Annotated in this window: 18 protein-coding genes; 14 read left to right on the plus strand and 4 right to left on the minus strand. The window is 65.1% G+C overall.

Annotated elements, in window-relative coordinates; translation table 11 throughout:
* Window positions 1-69: 69 nt before the first annotated feature.
* Together QYM46_RS05925 and QYM46_RS05930 are read right to left on the minus strand one after the other, a co-directional pair.
* Window positions 70-1,095 carry an ATP-dependent 6-phosphofructokinase gene (locus QYM46_RS05925; RefSeq protein WP_169251718.1) on the minus strand — a complete coding sequence of 342 codons (1,026 nt, stop codon included), beginning with the start codon at window positions 1,093-1,095 and terminating at the stop codon, window positions 70-72.
* Complete coding sequence (locus QYM46_RS05930; RefSeq protein WP_169251719.1) at window positions 1,092-1,781, minus strand: DUF1707 SHOCT-like domain-containing protein; 690 nt, start codon at window positions 1,779-1,781, stop codon at window positions 1,092-1,094. Before QYM46_RS05930 ends, QYM46_RS05925 begins: the two co-directional genes overlap by 4 nt.
* A 121-nt stretch (window positions 1,782-1,902) precedes the next feature.
* Between QYM46_RS05930 and QYM46_RS05935 the strand changes: the two genes are divergently transcribed.
* From QYM46_RS05935 to QYM46_RS05955, 5 genes are all read left to right on the plus strand, one after another.
* Window positions 1,903-3,168 (plus strand): glycosyltransferase, encoded by a 1,266-nt coding sequence (locus tag QYM46_RS05935; RefSeq protein ID WP_432791201.1) that lies wholly within the window; start codon window positions 1,903-1,905, stop codon window positions 3,166-3,168.
* Entirely contained in the window at window positions 3,161-5,290 is a 2,130-nt protein-coding gene (locus QYM46_RS05940) for an ArnT family glycosyltransferase (RefSeq protein WP_432791202.1), read from the plus strand. The genes QYM46_RS05935 and QYM46_RS05940 overlap by 8 nt, the downstream gene beginning before the upstream one ends.
* 15 nt (window positions 5,291-5,305) lie before the next feature.
* The gene (locus tag QYM46_RS05945; protein WP_169251722.1) at window positions 5,306-6,022 is read left to right on the plus strand and encodes a response regulator transcription factor; all 717 of its coding nucleotides are present in this window, start codon (window positions 5,306-5,308) and stop codon (window positions 6,020-6,022) included.
* Entirely contained in the window at window positions 6,019-7,554 is a 1,536-nt protein-coding gene (locus QYM46_RS05950; RefSeq protein WP_432791203.1) for a sensor histidine kinase, read from the plus strand. The genes QYM46_RS05945 and QYM46_RS05950 overlap by 4 nt, the downstream gene beginning before the upstream one ends.
* A 91-nt stretch (window positions 7,555-7,645) precedes the next feature.
* The gene (locus QYM46_RS05955) at window positions 7,646-8,458 is read left to right on the plus strand and encodes a hypothetical protein (RefSeq protein WP_432791204.1); all 813 of its coding nucleotides are present in this window, start codon (window positions 7,646-7,648) and stop codon (window positions 8,456-8,458) included.
* Between the two features lie 98 nt (window positions 8,459-8,556).
* Here the strand turns inward: QYM46_RS05955 and katG are convergent, their stop codons facing one another.
* A complete protein-coding gene (katG, locus tag QYM46_RS05960; RefSeq protein WP_432791205.1) occupies window positions 8,557-10,761 on the minus strand; it encodes a catalase/peroxidase HPI in 2,205 nt (734 codons plus the stop codon).
* A gap of 120 nt (window positions 10,762-10,881) precedes the next feature.
* Window positions 10,882-11,355 carry a Fur family transcriptional regulator gene (locus QYM46_RS05965; RefSeq protein ID WP_169251726.1) on the minus strand — a complete coding sequence of 158 codons (474 nt, stop codon included), beginning with the start codon at window positions 11,353-11,355 and terminating at the stop codon, window positions 10,882-10,884.
* 556 nt (window positions 11,356-11,911) lie between these two features.
* On the opposite strand from QYM46_RS05965, the gene rpsL reads away from it, so the two are divergent.
* The 9 genes from rpsL (at window position 11,912) to rplB (ending at window position 19,618) form a co-directional block, all read left to right on the plus strand.
* Window positions 11,912-12,286, plus strand: coding sequence for a 30S ribosomal protein S12 (gene rpsL / locus QYM46_RS05970; RefSeq protein ID WP_025777935.1), 375 nt, complete (start codon window positions 11,912-11,914; stop codon window positions 12,284-12,286).
* The gene (rpsG, locus tag QYM46_RS05975; protein WP_025777934.1) at window positions 12,286-12,756 is read left to right on the plus strand and encodes a 30S ribosomal protein S7; all 471 of its coding nucleotides are present in this window, start codon (window positions 12,286-12,288) and stop codon (window positions 12,754-12,756) included. The genes rpsL and rpsG overlap by 1 nt, the downstream gene beginning before the upstream one ends.
* Window positions 12,757-12,855: 99 nt before the next feature.
* Window positions 12,856-14,961, plus strand: a complete 2,106-nt coding sequence (fusA, locus tag QYM46_RS05980) for an elongation factor G (RefSeq protein ID WP_169251727.1) — start codon at window positions 12,856-12,858, stop codon at window positions 14,959-14,961.
* A gap of 116 nt (window positions 14,962-15,077) precedes the next feature.
* Window positions 15,078-16,271: an elongation factor Tu gene (tuf, locus tag QYM46_RS05985; protein WP_169251728.1), complete on the plus strand. Its 1,194-nt coding sequence runs from the start codon at window positions 15,078-15,080 to the stop codon at window positions 16,269-16,271.
* Window positions 16,272-16,801: 530 nt separating this feature from the next.
* Entirely contained in the window at window positions 16,802-17,110 is a 309-nt protein-coding gene (rpsJ, locus tag QYM46_RS05990) for a 30S ribosomal protein S10 (RefSeq protein ID WP_009379191.1), read from the plus strand.
* An 11-nt stretch (window positions 17,111-17,121) separates the two neighbouring features.
* Complete coding sequence (rplC, locus tag QYM46_RS05995) at window positions 17,122-17,796, plus strand: 50S ribosomal protein L3 (protein ID WP_025777931.1); 675 nt, start codon at window positions 17,122-17,124, stop codon at window positions 17,794-17,796.
* Window positions 17,797-17,801: 5 nt separating this feature from the next.
* A complete protein-coding gene (rplD, locus tag QYM46_RS06000) occupies window positions 17,802-18,455 on the plus strand; it encodes a 50S ribosomal protein L4 (RefSeq protein WP_169251729.1) in 654 nt (217 codons plus the stop codon).
* Window positions 18,452-18,751, plus strand: coding sequence for a 50S ribosomal protein L23 (gene rplW, locus QYM46_RS06005; RefSeq protein WP_025777929.1), 300 nt, complete (start codon window positions 18,452-18,454; stop codon window positions 18,749-18,751). Before rplD ends, rplW begins: the two co-directional genes overlap by 4 nt.
* 30 nt (window positions 18,752-18,781) lie before the next feature.
* On the plus strand, window positions 18,782-19,618 hold the full coding sequence (gene rplB / locus QYM46_RS06010; protein ID WP_169251730.1) for a 50S ribosomal protein L2: 837 nt from the start codon (window positions 18,782-18,784) through the stop codon (window positions 19,616-19,618).
* The last annotated feature ends 4 nt before the right edge of the window (window positions 19,619-19,622 follow it).

The following is a 19,622-nucleotide window of genomic DNA, read 5'->3' on the forward strand; positions in this document are numbered from 1 at the left end:
TCGAAACACGGGTGTGTGCGCCCGTGTTTCGACACTCCACCCGTTTCTCGGTGAAGATGTCGGACTCACTCAGCCGAAGAGAACCTGTGCCTCTTCCCAGCGATGCAGCGGCACGGACTTGAGGCTGTCGACGGCCGATGACATCTCCACCGAGACGATGTCCGTGCCCTTGAGGCTGGCCATCTTGCCCCAGTGCCCGTGCTGGGCGAGGTCGGCCGCAGCCATGCCCAACCGGGTCGACAGGACCCGGTCGTACGCGGTGGGGGAGCCGCCTCGCTGCAGGTGTCCGAGGATCGTCGCCCGAGATTCGATGCCGGTGATCTCCTCGATCTTCGGGGCCAGGTAGTTCGCGATCCCGCCGAGGCGGACCCGTCCCTTGTTGTCGACGCCGTGGTCGGCGACCTGTGAGTCGAATCCTTCGGGGATGAACCCTTCGGCGACGACGACGATGGGTGCGCGCCCGCGATCCCTTGCCGAGCGCACCCAGTCCGAGATCTGTTCGAAGGAGACGGGGAACTCGGGCATGAGGATCGCGTGTGCGCCTGCCGCCATGCCGGCGTGCAGGGCGATCCATCCGACATTGCGTCCCATGACCTCGATGACCATGCAGCGGTGGTGGGACTCTGCGGTGGTGCGGAGTCGGTCGATGGCCTCGGTGGCGATGGACTGGGCGGTGTCGAAGCCGAAAGTGTAGTCCGTGTTGCCGAGGTCGTTGTCGATGGTCTTGGGCACGCCGACGATGTGCAGGCCCTCTTCATGGACCAGACGTGAGGCGCCGGCCAGGGTGCCTTCGCCGCCGATGGCGATGAGCGAATCGATGCCGTGGGCGGCCATGACCTCCCGCATCCGCTCGGGTCCGCCGTCCTCATAGGGGTGGGTGCGGGAGGTGCCGAGGATGGTTCCGCCGCGTCCGGACAGTCCGCGCACGTCGAGCATGGTCATATCGAACATGTCGTCGTCGAGCAGACCCCGCCAGCCGTCGCGGATGCCGACGAACTCCGCGTCATAGGCGCGGATGCCTTTGCGGACGATGCCGCGGATGACAGCGTTGAGGCCCGGGCAGTCGCCTCCCGAGGTGAGTACACCGATCTTCATTCCAGTTGACCCTGATCCTTTGCTCGATAGCCTTTGGCGAGCCGGACGTCGTGTCCGGCCATGAGGGAGAAGCCCTTGAGGATCACGGTCCCGTTGGACCCGTCACCCTGCGCGGATCGGCGGACCTCATTGCCCGCCATGATGTTGATGGTCTCGTCGCGGATGCGCACTCCCGGCGGCACGAAGATGTCGTTGCCGGCCCACATCGCATATGAGTTCAGTTCGACGGTCACTCCGGGACCCATGACCTCGCAGAGGTCGATGTTGTCACCGCCCATGAGGGCGTAGGTGGTGACCTCGGCGGTGCCGGGAGGCACGTCGAGCTGACGTCCGGACATGATGGCCACGGAGTTCATCGGCGAAGCCGATCCCGGTTCCGCAGCCGGGGAGAGTTCGCTCGGTCCGCGCCGCTGCAGCTGGGAGCCCGGATCTGTGGGACCCGGCGTCTGACCGGTCTGGCGGGCGAGCTTCCGGTGGAGCGAGTCGCCCTCGGGGAGGTCGTCGATGAGAGGGATGAGCTCGTCGAGGAATTTCGCTCCGATCGCGTCGTCCTGTCGCTGCGCCGTCTCCTCGGGGTCGAGGCGACCGTTCGTCACGGCATCGGTGATCACTGAGAGGACATCGTCGCGGTCCTGGTCGGAGGCGCGGATGCGCCGCTGAGGAGGAGGGGAGTCGTCATCGGCCATGAAGCCCAGTGTAGCGGTCTTCACATTCGCGAGCAGGGAGGACTGCGGTGACGAGGACTCCACAGCAGGGCCACAGCTTCGACCAATGCTGGGCCTATCGACCGCCGCGAATGTGGAGGGCATGAGACATGAGAGCAGCGCCTGGCAGCAGCCGGAGACGCAGACAGCAGACACGGCCACCCGACCGACCACGACCGTCGACCTCGTCGTCCCGGTGTACAACGAGGAGGCTTCGCTGGCCGCCTCGGTCGAGACCCTCCTGGCCGTCGAACCCTCCCGCGGAACCGAGGTCACAATCATCATCGCCGACAATGCGAGCACCGATGAGACGCCCATCATCGCCGCGACCCTGGCGGCGACGTACCCGCAGGTCGAGTACGTCCGCCTCGAACAGAAGGGCCGCGGTCGCGCACTGAACCAGGTGTGGCAGGCCTCGTCGGCGGACGTCGTCGCCTACACGGACGTGGATCTGGCCACAGACATCCGAGTCCTCGACCCGATGGTCGAGATCATCCGGTCGGGGCTGGCCGATGTCGCCATCGCCTCTCGCCTGCAGCCCGGTGTTGCGGTCGAGCGCGGGATCAGACGCGAGATCATCTCCCGCTGCTACAACCGACTGCTCAAGTTCAGCCTCGGCGTCGGGTTCAGTGACGCCCAATGCGGTTTCAAAGCGCTGTCGGCACGGGCAGCGAAGGAACTGCTGCCGCAGGTCGAGGACTCTGAATGGTTCTTCGACACTGAGCTGCTCGCTCGCGCCGAGTGGGCCGGGTACCGCATCCACGAGTTCGGCACGGACTGGACGGATGACCCGGACTCCTCCGTCGACGTGGTCAGCACGGCGTGGAAGGACATCAAGGGCATCGTCCGGCTGCGCACCGGCGGACGCACCCGGGTCAGTCACGCAGTCCCCGCACCGAACACCGGAGCGCAGATCCTCCATTTCATCGACGTCGGGATCATCAGCACCGTGCTCTACGCCGTGCTGTTCCTCCTCGGCATCCAATTCGTCTCGGAGCCCGCGGCGAACATCATTGCGCTGCTCCTTTCGACGATCGCGAACACGGCCCTCAACCGGGGCCACACCTTCGGAGTGAGATCTCCGCACCGCCGCCTGACCTCCCAGTTGAAAGGCATGGCGGCCTTCGGCCTGTGCCTGGCCTTCACCTCGGCAGGTCTGGCCGTCGCAGACGGATTCACCGGACCGGGGGCAACTGTCGGCACGCTCGCCGTGCTGACGGCGGCGAACCTCGCCGCCACTGTGGTCCGGTTCGTGCTCATGCGCACATGGGTCTTCGCCCGCGGTTCCCACCACAGCGTCCACCGCGCCACCACGACTGCTGCAGCCGGAACGGCGCACCCGAACGAAAAGGACATCGACCATGTCTGAGACCCCCACCCGATATGCCCGCACCCGCGGACTGCGACGGCATTGGTACCCGATCACACTCACCGTGCTCACACTCGGCACGATCGCGGCGTTCCTCGCCAATCTCACGGCCAACGGCTGGGCGAACTCCTTCTATGCGGCGGCCGTGCAGGCCGCATCGGAGAACTGGGAGGCGTTCCTCTTCGGCTCCCTCGACTCGGCGAACGCGATCACCGTCGACAAACCCCCAGCCTCACTGTGGCTGATGGCCCTGAGCGCCCGCGTCTTCGGCTTCTCATCGTTCTCGATGCTGCTGCCTCAGGTCCTCCTGGCCGGGGTGAGCGTGCTCCTCATCGTCCATTCGCTGCGGTTGAGCCTGCGGTCCCATGTCGGACCGGGACTTGAGAAGGCTGCCGCGCTGGGCGCCGGTGCGATCTTCGCCGTCTCCCCGGTCGTGGCGATGATGTTCCGGTTCAACAACCCGGACGCGCTGCTTGTGACCCTGATGATCGGTGCCGTCGTCGCGACCCAGCACGCCCTGCGCACGCTCACCGGGGCTCGCCGGCGACCCTCGGCCCGCCGCACCGTCTGCTGGCTCGTCCTCGCCGGAGTCTGCCTCGGGCTGGGTTTCCTGACCAAACAGTTCCAGGTCCTCCTCATCGTCCCCGGCCTCGCTGTGGCCTGGGTGCTCTTCGCCCGCACCTCCTGGCCCCGCCGCCTGCTGTGGCTGCTCATCCCGCTCGGGTCGATGATCGTCAGCGCCGGCTGGTGGATCGCCCTCGTCGAACTCACCCCTGCCGGCTCCCGCCCCTACGTCGGCGGCTCCCAGTCGAACTCCTTCCTCGAACTCACCTTCGGCTACAACGGCTTCGGACGGCTGACCGGCAACGAGACCGGCTCCGTCGGCGGAGGAGGCGGTCAGGGCGGCGGATGGGGCGAAACGGGCATCACCCGCCTATTCACCGGCAGCTTCGGCCAGCAGGTGTCGTGGTTCCTGCCCACCGCATTGTTCCTCCTGGTCGTGACGGTCGTTCTCCTCACCCTCGCCGAGGCGGCCCGCCGTCGCCGTGTTCCCACCGTCACGGACGGTGACAGGGAGGCCGGCCGTGCGGTGAGCGCGTCCGCCGCAATCGGCACGGGCAGCCTCGGCGCGGGACTGCTCATGTGGGGTGCGTGGCTGATCGTCACGTGGCTCGTGCTGTCGAATATGAACGGGATCGTCCACGAGTACTACACGGTTGCACTCATTCCCGCGATCGCCGCCGTCATCGGCCTCGGCGTCGCGGTGCTGCTCGCCCGTGACGGATTCCTCCCACGTCTGCTGCTGGCGGTGGCTTGGGCCCTGACCGGGGCGTGGCAGTTCATCATCAGCTCGCAGATGACCGGGATCCCGGGCGTGCTGCGCTGGTGCGTGCTCGTCGTCTCGATCCTCGGCGCTCTGGTCCTCATCGTCACCGCGCACCGGCGGATCGGCACGGCACTTGCCTCGGTGCTCGTCGCGGTGGCCATCCTCGGCAGCGCTGCGATTCCGGCTCAGCTGGCCGTGCGCACGATCGCCGGGTCGACGCAGGGATCGATCGTCACGATCGCCGGCACGAGCGCAGGTCTGGGCGGTGGTCCCGGTGGTGGCGGAATGCCCGGCGGAGGAGCCGGGCCGGGCGGAGGCGCCGGCGGCACGGACGGCACGCCCGGTGGCTCGCCCGGCGGGACCAGCAATTCCGAGGCCGGCGCCGGCGGCACGGACGGCACGCCCGGAGGCGGCGGAGGCGGAATGGGCGGTCTGCTGGGCGCCTCCGAACCCTCGGACGAACTCACACAGCTGCTCGAACAGGATGCCTCGGACTACACGTGGGTGGCTGCGACGACGGGGGCGAACCAGGCTGCGGGATACCAGCTCGCGCTCGAAGAGCCGGTGATGGCGATCGGCGGGTTCAACGGCACCGATCCGTCACCGACCCTCGCCGAGTTCAAACAGCTCGTGGCCGACGGCAAGATCCACTACTACATCGGATCGGGCTCCAGCGGCCAGGGCCCCGGCGGGGGCTCGGACTCTGCCTCGTCCCAGATCGCGGATTGGGTCGAGGCGAATTACGAGGCGACGACCGTCGACTCCGTTTCGCTCTACGATCTCAGTGCAGGTTGAGGGGATAATCGAGCTATGAACCCGACAGCGAATCCGCCGGCGCGCATCCTCATCGTCGACGACGAAGCGAATCTCTCCGAGCTCCTCGTCATGGCCTGCCACGTCAGAGGCTGGGAAGCCGAGGGAGTCGGCACCGGCCGCGAGGCCGTGGCGCTGGCCAGGAGCGCACGCTTCGACGCGATCGTCCTCGACGTCATGCTGCCCGACCTCGACGGGTTCGCCGTGATCGAGAAGATCCGAGCCGAGGGCATCGACACTCCGGTGGTCTTCCTCTCCGCCAGAGACGAGGTCGACGACCGGCTGACGGGTCTGCGGCTGGGCGGGGACGACTACGTGACGAAGCCGTTCAACCTCGATGAGGTCATCGCCCGGATCGAGGTGCGCCTGCGCCGGGGGGTTTCGAACGGTCCGGTCGATGAGGATGATGTGCTGCGCGTGGGCGACCTCGAACTCGACGAACGCTCTCACGAGGTCACCCGCGCCGGTCATCCGATCGAGCTGACGGCTCGCGAGTACGAGGTGCTGCTGCTGTTCATGCGCAATCCGCGGGTGGTGCTGTCGAAGGCCCAGATCCTCGATCGCGTGTGGGACTACGACTTCGGCGGCAACGGCAACATCGTCGAACTCTACGTCTCCTACCTGCGGAAGAAGATCGACACCCCGTTCCCCGACCTGCCGAATCTCTTCCACACCAAGCGCGGGGCCGGCTACATCATGCGGGCGGAACAGTGACTCTGCGCCGGTGGCGGCTGCAGACGAGGCTCATCGTCCTCGCCGGACTCGTCCTCCTCCTCGTCGGCGCCGGAATCGGCACCGCCTCCTGGCTGAGCGTGCGCGGTTCGCTGATGACCGACCTCGACGCCCAACTGACATCGATGACCTCGCATGCACGTTCGGGAGACGGCCCCGGTGCGGGCCCCGGGGCGAGCGGCAATCCGGGCACCTCCGGTGGGGGTGATGACTCGGCGGCGGCGGTCGATTCGGCTCTGCGCTATCTCTTCCAGCCGGGGGTCGGCGATGGTGCTCTCGTCGTCGTCGATTCCGGTGACGGGGGAGAGGGGCTCATCGCCGAGGCGGGACTGACCCGTCCGCGCGCGCTGTCCGCAGAAGCGATCGACGCCCTGCTCGAGGTCGAGCCCGAGGGCGCCGAATCCGCCCATGAGTCCGTGCGGGTGCCCGGGTTCGGCGCCTACCGGGTCGTGGCCTTCGAGGACGGCGGAACCACCACCGTCTACGGTGTTCCGCAGGGCAGTGTCGATTCCGCGCTCGAGCGCACGGCTTGGACGACCGCGCTCGTCGTCCTCATCGGCGTCATCGCCACGGCCGCGCTCATGGCCGTGATCATCCACCGCCAGCTGCGGGACCTGCGTGACGTCGCCCGCACTGCCAGGGAGGTCACCGACCTTGAGCTGAGCGCCGGCAAACCCGAGCTCGCCCTGCGGGTTCCCGCCGAGCTCGCGGTGCCGGGCACGGAGGTCGGTGATGTGGGAGCCTCGGTCAACCGGATGCTCGACCACGTCGGCTCCGCCCTCGAGGAGCGCTACCGCGGCACGGAGCAGATGCGCCGCTTCGTCGCCGACGCCTCCCATGAGCTGCGCACTCCGATCGCGACGATCCGCGGTTGGGCCGACCTCACCCGCCCGTACCGTGATGATCTGCCCGCCGAGGTGACCACCTCCTTGGGCAAGATCGATTCGGGAGCGATGCGGATGTCCTCCCTCGTCGATGATCTCCTTCTCCTCGCCCGGCTCGAAGCCGGCCGCCAGCCGACGAGAGAGGATACCGTCGACGTCTCCTCCCTGCTCGTCGAACTCGTCGAAGACGCCCATGTGGTCAACCCCGACCATGCGATCTCCCTCGATGTCCCCCCGGAGGCCCTCGAGGTGCGCGGAGCAGCCGATCAGGTCCGCCGGGTCGTGTCGATCGTGCTCACGAACGCCTGCGTGCACACGCCCCCGGGCACCAGCGTGCACGTTGAGGCACTGGCGGCCCGGAAACCGGTCTCCGGGCAGCTGCCCAGCGATGTCGTGGCGATCCGCATCAGCGACGATGGTCAGGGCATTCCGCCCGAGATCCGGGACCGAGTCTTCGACCGCTTCGTGCGTGGAGACCCCTCGCGGACACGGCAGGACGGAGCCAAGGGAGGCTCCTCGGGGCTGGGACTGTCGATCGCCGCCGGACTCATCGAACTCATGCGCGGCGGCATCTCGATGTCGAGCACGGACGCGGGTACGACCTTCGAGTTGCGCCTGCCTGCCGCCTGAGGCGAATCGCACAGGCTGGCCACAGGCACGACCGGGAAGGGCTACAGCGAGGGGGCCGAGAGTGGAATCACCGACAACCAGAGGAGATTCCATGAGCGAGAACCAGAACCCCGACCAGAACCGCAACCACGCGGAGAACCGGGACCACGCGGAGAATGCAGCGCCGGACTCGAACGGCGTGGACACCACTCGCAGGATCGAAGCGCAGGGCACGGCAGGACCTCATGCCGGACCCGACCGGGCAATGCAGTCGCAACCGACCGACCAAGGCCGTGCGAACGAATGGGCCGAGCAGACCACGCGCTCGGCACCCGATCCGCAGGCCGGGATCCCGGAGGGACAGCGACCGTGGGTGAACCCCTATGACCGGTCCGCCCAGATCCCACAGTCCGGCAGCCCCGGGGGACCACGCAAGCAGAAGCGACGCGTCCCGCTCGTGCCTGCGGTGGTCGCCGGATCGGCCCTCTTCGTCGTCGGCGGTCTCGCCGGAGGAGCGATCGGTGCGTCGACGGCCATGGCGTCGAACGATTCGGGGACGAGTCAGGGGCCGGGAGGCCAGAACGGACCCGGCGGAATGGACGGCCAGCAGGGCGGTGCTCAGGGCGGCGGACAGTCGAACGGCGGAGGCATGCCCGGGGGGCAGTCGAACGGCGGAGGCATGCCCGGCGGACAGTCCAACGGAATGCCGGGAAGCCAGAACGGCAGCGCCGACTCCGGGGGCTCCTCCGACGGATCCAGTTCTGACGGAACCAGCTCGGACGGCAGCGCCTCTGACTCCGACGGATCGGACGCGAGCGCTGACTCCACCTCGGCGGGCACCGACGAGACGACGATCGAGAACGCCGCCGTCACGCACTTCGAGCGGATCTTCACCGGATTCGCCGTCCTCAACCGGGACGAGTGAACGCCGCCTGATATCAGCGCAGCACAGACGATGCCCCCACCGGTCGGTGGGGGCATCGTCATGCTGACGCGTCGGTCACCTCGGCGACCGTCGCCGGATCAGCGTTTGAGGTCGAAGCGGTCGGCGTCGACGAGCTTCGTCCAGGCCTTGACGAAGTCGGCGACGAACTTCTCGTTCGCGTCATCCGAGCCGTAGACCTCGGCGATCGCGCGAAGCTCGGAGTTCGCTCCGAACAGGAGGTCGATCCGGCTGCCGGTCCAGAGTTTCTCGCCCTCGGGGGAGAAGCACTCGTAGACATTGGCCGTCTCGGACGGTCCGATTGGTTTCCACACATTGCCGAGGTCGAGCAGGTTGACGAAGAAGTCGTTCGTCAGCTCGCCGGGGCGATCGGTGAAGACACCGAGTTCGGAGTCCTCGTAGTTCGCACCGAGGACGCGGAGGCCGCCGATGAGAACCGTGAGCTCGGGCGGGGTCAGACCCAGCAGGCTGGCCTTGTCGAGCAGAAGGTACTCGGCCTTGAGCGGAAGACCTTCGGTGAGGTAGTTGCGGAAGCCGTCGTGAGTCGGCTCGAGGTAGCCGAAGGAGTCGACATCGGTCTGCTCCTGGGTGGCGTCGCCGCGACCGGTCGAGACCGGAACCGTGATCGGTTGCCCGGCTGCTGCGGCAGCGGTTTCGACTCCGACGGCACCGGCGATCGCCAGCACATCGGCAAACGATGCTCCGGTGGACTCCGCGATGCCCTCGAGAACGGGGAGCACCTCGGCGAGCTTGGCAGGCTCATTGGCCTCCCAGCTGCGCTGCGGTTCGAGACGGAGACGACCGCCGTTGACGCCGCCGCGCATGTCCGAGACGCGGTGCGACGATGCCGCGGCCCATGTCGTCGACACGAGCTGCGAGACGGTCAGACCGGACTCACGGACGGCAGCCTTCACGGCCTCGAGGCCGGCGCCATCGAGCGGAGTGCCGGCCGGGACCGGGTCCTGCCAGATGAGCTCCTCGCTCGGAGCTTCGGGGCCGAGGTAACGGGTCGCCGGACCCATATCGCGGTGGGTGAGCTTGAACCAGGCACGAGCGAAGGCATCCTCGAACGCCTTCTGATCATCCTTGAAGCGGCGCGAGATCTTCTCGTACGCCGGGTCGAAGCGCAGCGACAGGTCGGTGGTGAGCATACGGGGCTCGCGGCGCCCGTCGCCCTGGGCCATCGGGACCATATCGTCTCCGCCGCCGTCCTTGGGCCGCCACTGCAGGTGTCCGCCTTCGTTCTCGAAGACCTCCCACTCGTAGGCGAAGAGGATGTGGAAGAACTCGTTGTCCCAGCGGGTCGGGTGGTAGGTCCACGTGACCTCGATGCCCGAACCGATGGAGTCATTGCCCTGGCCCGAGCCGAAGTCGGACTTCCAGCCCAGACCCTGCTCTTCGAGCGCGGCGGCTTCCGGGTCGGCGCCCTTGTGCGATTCGGGGCCGGCGCCGTGCGTCTTGCCGAAGGTGTGTCCACCGGCGATGAGAGCGACGGTCTCCTCGTCGTTCATAGCCATCCGTCCGAAGGTCTCGCGGATGTCGATCGCGGCCTTGACCGGATCGGGTTCGCCTTCGGGGCCTTCTGGGTTGACGTAGATGAGTCCCATGGTGGTCGCGGCCAGGGGCTTCTGCAGCTCACGGTTGCCCACGTAGCGCTTGTCGGTGCCCAGCCACTCGGTCTCGGAGCCCCAGTACACATCGTTGTCGGGTTCCCAGACGTCCTTGCGGCCGCCGGCGAAGCCGAAGGTCTTGAAGCCCATCGATTCGAGTGCGACGTTGCCGGCGAGGATGAAGAGGTCGGCCCAGGAGATCTTCTTGCCGTACTTCTTCTTCACCGGCCACAGCAGGCGACGGGCTTTGTCGAGTGAGACGTTGTCGGGCCAGGAGTTCAGCGGTGCGAAGCGCTGCTGGCCTTCGCCGCCGCCTCCGCGGCCGTCCTGCACACGGTAGGTGCCGGCCGAGTGCCAGGCCATGCGGATCATGAACGGACCATAGTGCCCGAAGTCAGCGGACCACCAGTCCTGGTTGTCCTTCTGCAGTGCTTCGATGTCGGCCTTGAGCTGGTAGTAGTCGAGGCTGTTGAACTCCGCGTCGTAATCGAAGTCGGGGTCCATGGGGTCGCGTGCCGGCTGACCCTTGGCGAGGATCTTGAGGTTGAGCCGATTGGGCCACCACTGAGCATTGGCATCACCCTGGACGGGATTGACCAACTGGTCGGAATCCGGCGCCGCCGGTTCCGTGGAAGTGTGTGCGACCGGGCAGCCGCCGGTGGTCGTCTGGGTCATCGTGTTCCTTTCACAGTCGAGTCGCATTCGACGACTCGGATGACGGGATGGGCAACCCTCGCAGAAAGGGCATAGTCGTGTCCTCGGGAGAAGACGGGTGGTGGTGAACGGAAGCCGGAGTCACACGACCGAGAACTGATCGTCGCCGGTCGGCTGAGCACCGGCGGCCGCGCAGTCGGGGCACAGGCCCCAGAACGTCACTTCGGCCTGCTCGATGACGAAGCCGGCATCATGGGACGGGGTCAGGCACGGAGCCTGCCCGATCGTGCAGTCGACATCGACGATGAGATTGCACGATCGGCACACCAGATGATGGTGGTTGTCCCCGATGCGACGCTCGTACCGCGCCACCGAGCCCGCGGGCCTGATGCAGCGGACGAGCCCCACCTCGGTGAGAGTGTGAAGCGAATCATAGACAGCCTGGTGGGAGACCGCCGGCAGCGATTCCCGCACCGAGCGGATCACGGTCTCGGTGTCGGCATGCGGGTGATCCCGCACGGCACCGAGGACTGCGACTCGCTGTTTCGTCACGCGCAGCGACGTCTGCCGCAGAGCCGCAGCGGCGTCGTCGTGTTCATGCTTCGTCCCGTTCACAGCACCAGAATGCCTGCTTCTCTTGAACGAGTCAAGGAAAGTGGGGATGGGTCCTCGCCGAGGCGGCGGACCGGAATCGCTGTGAATCCGCCCACGCGGCGACCATGTTCTGCCGAGTGCTGAGAAGTGCGCCGCCGGTCTGTGAATACGCTGGTGAGCCGTGCGGTTGATCGGGCGAGGGGAGTGCTGCGTGATTTCGCCGGTGCGGAGAGGTAGGATGGATGATCGCCATTTTGACCAGACGTGCTCGAGAGAGATATTCTGGTAGGCGACTGATTGTGTTATCTGCGTCGTCGATCGATCCTGCCGAGTGTTCTGTGAGGCTCGGAATCCCTGAGAGAAGTCGTCGATGCAGGCCGCCGAGATGTCGTCTCTGTGCTTCCGTGTCCTTGCGACACACCCGGGCGCAGGGGTCGATTACTCGCGTGGTTACTGGCATCGGGAGCCAAGCTTCACCCGGTGTCCGGTCGGATATGTCCCACGGTTCACAGAGGCGACTGCGGTCGTGGCCGGCATTGGGAATTAGGTCTATCGAGAAGCAAATGGAGAACGCTTAGTGCCGACAATCCAACAGCTCGTCCGCAAGGGACGGCATGTCAATACAGCAGGATCGGACGCTCCTGCCCTCAAGGGCAGCCCGCAGCGTCGTGGAGTGTGCACCCGTGTGTACACCACCACCCCCAAGAAGCCGAACTCGGCTCTTCGCAAGGTCGCTCGTGTCAAGCTTTCGAGCCAGATCGAGGTGACCGCCTACATCCCGGGCGAGGGACACAACCTGCAGGAGCACTCGATCGTGCTCGTGCGCGGTGGCCGCGTCAAGGATCTGCCCGGTGTCCGCTACCGGATCGTCCGCGGTTCGCTCGACACCCAGGGCGTCAAGGGTCGCCAGCAGGCCCGCAGCAAGTACGGTGCGAAGAGGGAGAAGAAGTAATGCCACGCAAAGGTCCTGCACCCAAGCGACCGATCGTCGTTGACCCGGTCTTCAGCTCACCGCTCGTCACGCAGCTGATCAACAAGATCCTGCTCGACGGCAAGCGCTCGACCGCAGAGCGGATCGTCTACAGTGCCCTCGAGGGCACCCGCGAGAAGAACGGCAACGATCCCGTTGTCAACCTGAAGAAGGCTCTCGACAACATCCGTCCGTCCCTCGAGGTCCGCTCCCGCCGCGTCGGCGGTGCGACCTACCAGGTGCCGATCGATGTTCGTCCGGCTCGTTCGACCACTCTGGCTCTGCGGTGGCTCGTGGGATACTCCCGCCAGCGCCGTGAGAAGACCATGACCGAACGGCTCATGAATGAGATCCTCGACGCCGGCAACGGCCTCGGCGCAGCAGTCAAGCGCCGAGAGGACACTCACAAGATGGCCGAGTCCAACAAGGCCTTCGCCCACTACCGCTGGTAATCGCCTGCCCTGCGCGCCGGTCGGCGGACCTCGTCCGCGAGTGCCGCCGACCGGCGGCACAGGGGAGTCGAGCAAATCATCGATTGAGAGAGAGACACCGTGGCACTTGACGTGCTCAGCGACCTGAACAAGGTCCGTAATATCGGCATCATGGCCCACATCGATGCGGGTAAGACAACTACGACTGAACGCATCCTCTTCTACACCGGCGTGAACTACAAGATGGGCGAGACCCACGACGGCGCCGGCACCATGGACTGGATGGACCAGGAGAAGGAGCGCGGCATCACGATCACGTCGGCCGCGACGACCTGCTACTGGGACAACAACCAGATCAACATCATCGACACCCCCGGTCACGTCGACTTCACGGTCGAGGTCGAGCGTTCGCTGCGCGTCCTCGATGGTGCCGTCGCCGTGTTCGACGGCAAGGAGGGCGTTGAGCCCCAGTCGGAGACCGTGTGGCGTCAGGCCGACAAGTACGACGTTCCGCGCGTGTGCTTCGTCAACAAGATGGACAAGCTCGGTGCTGACTTCTACTTCACCGTCGACACCATCAAGGAGCGCCTCGGCGCGAAGCCGCTGGTCATCCAGCTGCCGATCGGCGCCGAAAGCGAATTCGCCGGTGTCGTCGATCTGCTCGAGATGAAGGCCTACATCTGGCCCGACGAGACCAAGATGGGTCAGGACATGACCGAGGTCGAGATCCCCGAGGATCTCAAGGACAAGGCTGTTCAGTATCGTGCACAGCTCGTCGAGGACGTCGCCGAGAACTCGGAAGAGCTCATGGAGAAGTACCTCGAGGGCGAAGAGCTCACGACGGCTGAGATCAAGGCCGGCATCCGCGAACTCGTCATCAAGTCCGAGGCCTTTCCGGTCATGTGTGGTTCCGCCTACAAGAACAAGGGCGTGCAGCCCATGCTCGACGCGGTCATCGACTACCTCCCCTCACCGCTCGACGTGCCTCCGATGATCGGACACAACCCGAGCAACGACGAAGAGGAGCTGACCCGCAAGCCTTCGACGGACGAGCCGTTCTCGGCTCTGGCCTTCAAGGTCGCCTCTCACCCGTTCTTCGGATCGCTGACCTACGTGCGCGTGTACTCCGGTCATGTGAAGTCCGGCGAACAGGTGCTCAACACCTCGTCGGGCAAGAAGGAACGCGTCGGCAAGCTCTTCCAGATGCACTCCAACAAGGAGAACCCTGTCGAAGAGGCGTTCGCCGGCCACATCTACGCCTTCATCGGTCTCAAGGAGACCACGACGGGCGACACGCTCAGCGACCCGGCCAACCCGATCGCTCTCGAGTCGATGACCTTCCCGGAGCCTGTGATCTCCGTGGCCATCGAGCCGAAGACCAAGAGCGACCAGGAGAAGCTGTCCTCGGCCATCCAGAAGTTCGTCAAGGAAGACCCGACCTACCAGGTCGAACTTGACGAGGAGACCGGCCAGACCGTCATCCGCGGAATGGGCGAGCTGCACCTCGACATCCTCGTCGACCGCATGCGTCGCGAGTTCAAGGTCGAGGCGAACGTCGGCAAGCCCCAGGTCGCCTACCGTGAGACAATCCGTCGCACTGTCGAGAAGTACGATTACACCCACAAGAAGCAGACGGGTGGATCGGGACAGTTCGCGAAGGTCCAGGTCACCTTCGAACCTCTCGAGGTCGAAGGCGATACGATTTACGAGTTCGAGAATGCCATCACGGGCGGACGCGTTCCGCGCGAGTACATTCCGAGCGTCGACGCCGGCATCCAGGACGCCATGCAGCTCGGTGCCCTGGCCGGTTACCCCATGGTCGGTGTCAAGGCCACTCTGGTCGACGGCGCCTACCACGATGTCGACTCTTCGGAGATGGCATTCAAGATCGCCGGTTCGATGGTCTTCAAGGAGGCCGTCCAGCGGGCGAACCCGGTTCTTCTCGAACCGGTCATGGACGTCGAGGTGCGTACCCCTGAGGAATACATGGGTGACGTCATCGGCGACCTGAATTCCCGGCGTGGACAGATTCAGTCGATGGACGATGCTTCCGGTGTGAAGGTCGTCAAGGCTGTGGTCCCGCTGTCGGAGATGTTCGGCTACATCGGTGATCTGCGGTCGAAGACCCAGGGCCGTGCGGTGTACTCGATGACTTTCTCCAGCTATGCGGAGGTCCCGAAGGCTGTTGCCGAGGAGATCATCCAGAAGGTGCGCGGCGGAGAGTAATCTCCGAATTCCGGTCGCCCCGGTGATCAAGAACATGATCTCCGGAATGAAAGATAACCAACACAAGGTCTAAGATATGAACCGCATATCTTATTCCAACCACGAGGAGGAACCCAGTGGCAAAGGCTAGTTTCGAACGGACTAAGCCGCACGTCAACATCGGCACCATCGGCCACGTTGACCACGGAAAGACCACCCTGACCGCTGCGATCACCAAGGTCCTGGCGGATCAGTACCCGGATCTCAATGAGGCTCGCGCCTTCGACCAGGTCGACAACGCACCTGAGGAGAAGGAGCGCGGCATCACCATCAACGTCTCGCACGTTGAGTACCAGACGGAGAAGCGTCACTACGCTCACGTCGATGCCCCGGGTCACGCCGACTACGTGAAGAACATGATCACCGGTGCCGCTCAGATGGACGGTGCGATCCTCGTCGTCGCCGCTACCGACGGCCCGATGCCCCAGACCCGTGAGCACGTGCTGCTCGCGCGTCAGGTCGGCGTTCCCTACATCGTCGTGGCTCTGAACAAGTCCGACATGGTCGATGACGAGGAGCTCATCGAGCTCGTCGAATTCGAGGTCCGCGACCTGCTCTCGAGCCAGGACTTCGACGGAGACAACGCTCCGGTCATTCCGGTGTCCGCTCTCAAGGCGCTGGAAGGCGACGAGAAGTGGGTCAAGAGCGTTCAGGATCTCATGGCAGCTGTCGACGACAACGTTCCGGAGCCGGAGCGCGACGTCGACAAGCCGTTCCTCATGCCTGTCGAGGACGTCTTCACGATCACCGGTCGTGGAACCGTCGTCACCGGCCGTGTCGAGCGCGGTGTCCTCCTGCCGAACGACGAAATCGAAATCGTCGGCATCAAGGAGAAGTCGTCCAAGACGACCGTCACCGCCATCGAGATGTTCCGCAAGACCCTGCCGGATGCCCGTGCAGGTGAGAACGTCGGTCTGCTGCTGCGCGGCACCAAGCGCGAAGACGTGGAGCGCGGTCAGGTCATCGTGAAGCCGGGTTCGATCACCCCGCACACCAAGTTCGAAGCTCAGGTCTACATCCTGAGCAAGGACGAGGGCGGACGTCACAACCCGTTCTACTCGAACTACCGTCCGCAGTTCTACTTCCGGACCACGGACGTCACCGGCGTCATCACGCTGCCCGAGGGCACCGAGATGGTCATGCCCGGCGACAACACCGACATGTCGGTCGAGCTCATCCAGCCGATCGCCATGGAAGACGGCCTCCGCTTCGCTATCCGCGAGGGTGGACGCACCGTCGGCGCCGGTCGAGTCACCAAGATCAACGCCTGATCTGACTCACTGAGTACCATCGGCTGGGGCCGCAGCTCTTAGGAGCTGCGGCCCTTCCGCATGCCCGGGCGATGTTCGTCATACCCAGGCGATGTTCGTCAGTGTTCGGTCGGACGGTGCAGGTGGGTGAGTTGCCGAGGGTCGCGGAGCGCGAGGCGAGATCAGATGCGCTTCGCGGGATCCTTGAGAGTTCCCTCACAGGCACGGTCCCCGGAATTGCGCGGGTGAAGTGCTCTATGACAAGATAGTGAAGTTGCGTTTTGGGCGTTGACCCCTGCACTGCGGTAGTGATACCGCGAACAGCCCGAAACACTATCGGATCGATGAATCTGCATCATGCGGGTTCGGACCGAGCAGCCAATGAGTAGAAGCGCCGTCGGTGGTTGGGGGAGAAGTGAGAATTTCTCCGCCGGGAACAGCCGACACGCCCGACCTCGGGGGTCGGTCATGGTCAGCCGGCACAGACGGCAGGGAGTCTTCAGACCTCCGCGAGTTGATGGCCGGAAGCAACTAAAGAAAGAGACGACGCCATGGCGGGACAGAAGATCCGCATTCGGCTCAAGTCGTACGACCACGCTGTGATTGACAGTGCCGCACGCAAGATCGTGGACACCGTCACTCGCGCAGGTGCGACTGTAGTGGGCCCCGTGCCGTTGCCAACGGAGAAGAACGTGTACTGCGTCATCCGTTCGCCGCACAAGTACAAGGACAGCCGTGAGCATTTCGAGATGCGCACGCACAAGCGTCTGATCGACATCGTCGACCCGACGCCGAAGGCAGTCGATTCGCTGATGCGTCTCGACCTCGCTGACGACGTCAACATCGAGATCAAGCTCTAAGGGAGGCAGCAATGGCGAACACTCGTTCATCCGCTCTCCCGACCACCAGCAAGGTCAAGGGCCTGCTGGGAACCAAGCTGGGCATGACCCAGGTCTGGGATGAGCAGAACAACCTCGTGCCGGTGACCGTTGTGGCCACCGGAAACAACGTCGTAACTCAGGTCCGCAACGAGGAAACCGATGGTTACCCCGCTGTGCAGATCGCATTCGGCGAAATCGATCCTCGCAAGGTCAACAAGCCGACCGCAGGCCACTTCGAGAAGGCCGGTGTGACCCCACGCCGTCACCTGGTCGAACTGCGCACTGCAGACGCTGCTGACTACGAGCTCGGCCAGGAACTCGGCGTCGACACGTTCGAAGCCGGAATCAAGGTCGATGTGACCGCGAAGACCAAGGGCAAGGGAACCGCCGGTGTCATGAAGCGTCACGGCTTCGCCGGTGTCGGTGCCTCCCACGGTCAGCACCGCAACCACCGCAAGCCAGGTTCGATCGGCGGAGCCGCGACACCTGGTCGCGTGTTCAAGGGTATGCGCATGGCCGGCCGTATGGGCGCTGTCAAGCACACCACCCAGAACCTCACGATCCACGCCGTGGACAACGAGAACAACTTCCTGCTCATCAAGGGCGCCGTTCCCGGCCCCAAGGGTGGAGTCGTCCTCGTTCGCTCGGCCGTGAAGGAGGCCTGAACGTAATGACTGATGTCAAGACAGTCGACGTCATCGATGCCGCTGGTGCCAAGGCCGGTTCGGTTGATCTGCCCGCCGAGGTCTTCGGCGTGCCGACCAACGTGCCCCTGATCCACCAGGTCGTCGTTGCACAGCTGGCTGCGGCCCGTCAGGGTACGCACAAGACGAAGACCCGCTCCGAAGTTCGCGGTGGCGGTCGCAAGCCCTACCGGCAGAAGGGAACCGGCAACGCCCGTCAGGGTTCGATCCGCGCTCCCCAGTACAACGGCGGCGGAATCGTGCACGGACCGGTCCCGCGCGACTACTCGCAGCGGACCCCCAAGAAGATGAAGGCCGCCGCTCTGCGCGGAGCCCTGTCCGACCGTGCACGCCTCGATCAGGTCTTCGTGATGAAGAACCTGGTCACCGGCGACACCCCGTCGACCAAGCAGGCGAAGGCCGCACTGGCCGGCCTGTCCGAGCGCAAGAACACTCTCGTGGTGCTCGAGCGTGACGACGAGCTCACCTACCTGAGCGTGCGCAACCTGCCCCACGTTCACGTGCTCACCTCCGATCAGCTCAACACCTATGATGTGCTGCTCGCCGATGACATTGTGTTCACCGAGGCAGCTCTTGCCGCGTTCCTGAGCGGAAACCGCAAATCGGAGGACGCATCATGAGTCTGAACTTCAAGGACCCGCGCGACATCATCGTCGCTCCGGTCGTCTCGGAGAAGACCTACAGCCTGATGGACGAAGGCAAGTACACCTTCCTCGTCGACCAGGACTCGAACAAGACCGAGATCAAGCAAGCCATTGAAACGATCTTCGATGTGCAGGTCGCCAAGGTGAACACCCTGAACCGTCAGGGCAAGCGCCGCCGCACCCGCACCGGTTGGGGAAAGCGCAAGGACACCAAGCGTGCCATCGTCGCCCTCAAGGACGGATCGATCGACATCTTCGGTGGATCGCTCTAAGCGATCCTTCGTCAAAGAAGGACAAGACTCATGGGAATCCGTAAGCACAAGCCGACGACCCCGGGCCGCCGTGGCTCGTCGGTCGCCGACTTCGTCGAAGTGACCCGGTCTACACCGGAGAAGTCGCTTCTGCGCCCGCTGCCCAAGCGCGGCGGTCGCAACAGTCAGGGACGCGTGACCACTCGCCACCAGGGCGGCGGTCACAAACGTCAGTACCGTGTCATCGACTTCCGCCGCCATGACAAAGATGGCGTTCCGGCGAAGGTCGCACACATCGAATATGACCCGAACCGTACGGCTCGCATCGCTCTGCTGCACTACGCAGACGGAGAGAAGCGCTACATCATCGCCCCGCAGAACCTCAAGCAGGGCGCGCAGGTGGAAGCCGGTCCGGGTGCAGACATCAAGCCGGGCAACAACCTTGCCCTGCGCAACATCCCGGTCGGCACCGTCGTGCACGCAGTCGAGATGCGTCCCGGCGGCGGTGCCAAGATCGCTCGTTCTGCCGGTTCGTCCGTGCAGCTCGTGGCGAAGTACGGCCGTTTCGCACAGCTGCGGATGCCCTCGGGCGAAATCCGCAACGTCGATGCGCGCTGCCGTGCGACGGTCGGCGAGGTCGGCAATGCCGAGCAGTCGAACATCAGCTGGGGCAAAGCAGGCCGCATGCGTTGGAAGGGCAAGCGCCCGACCGTCCGCGGTGTCGTGATGAACCCGATCGACCACCCGCATGGTGGTGGCGAGGGCCGTACTTCGGGTGGTCGTCACCCAGTCAGCCCGTGGGGTCAGTTGGAGGGCCGCACACGCCGGCCGAACAAGGAGAGCGACAAGTACATCGTGCGCCGTCGCCGGACCGGCAAGAAGCGCTGATTGG

This window comes from Brevibacterium sp. K11IcPPYGO002 (genome assembly GCF_050920635.1).
GTDB lineage: Bacteria > Actinomycetota > Actinomycetes > Actinomycetales > Brevibacteriaceae > Brevibacterium.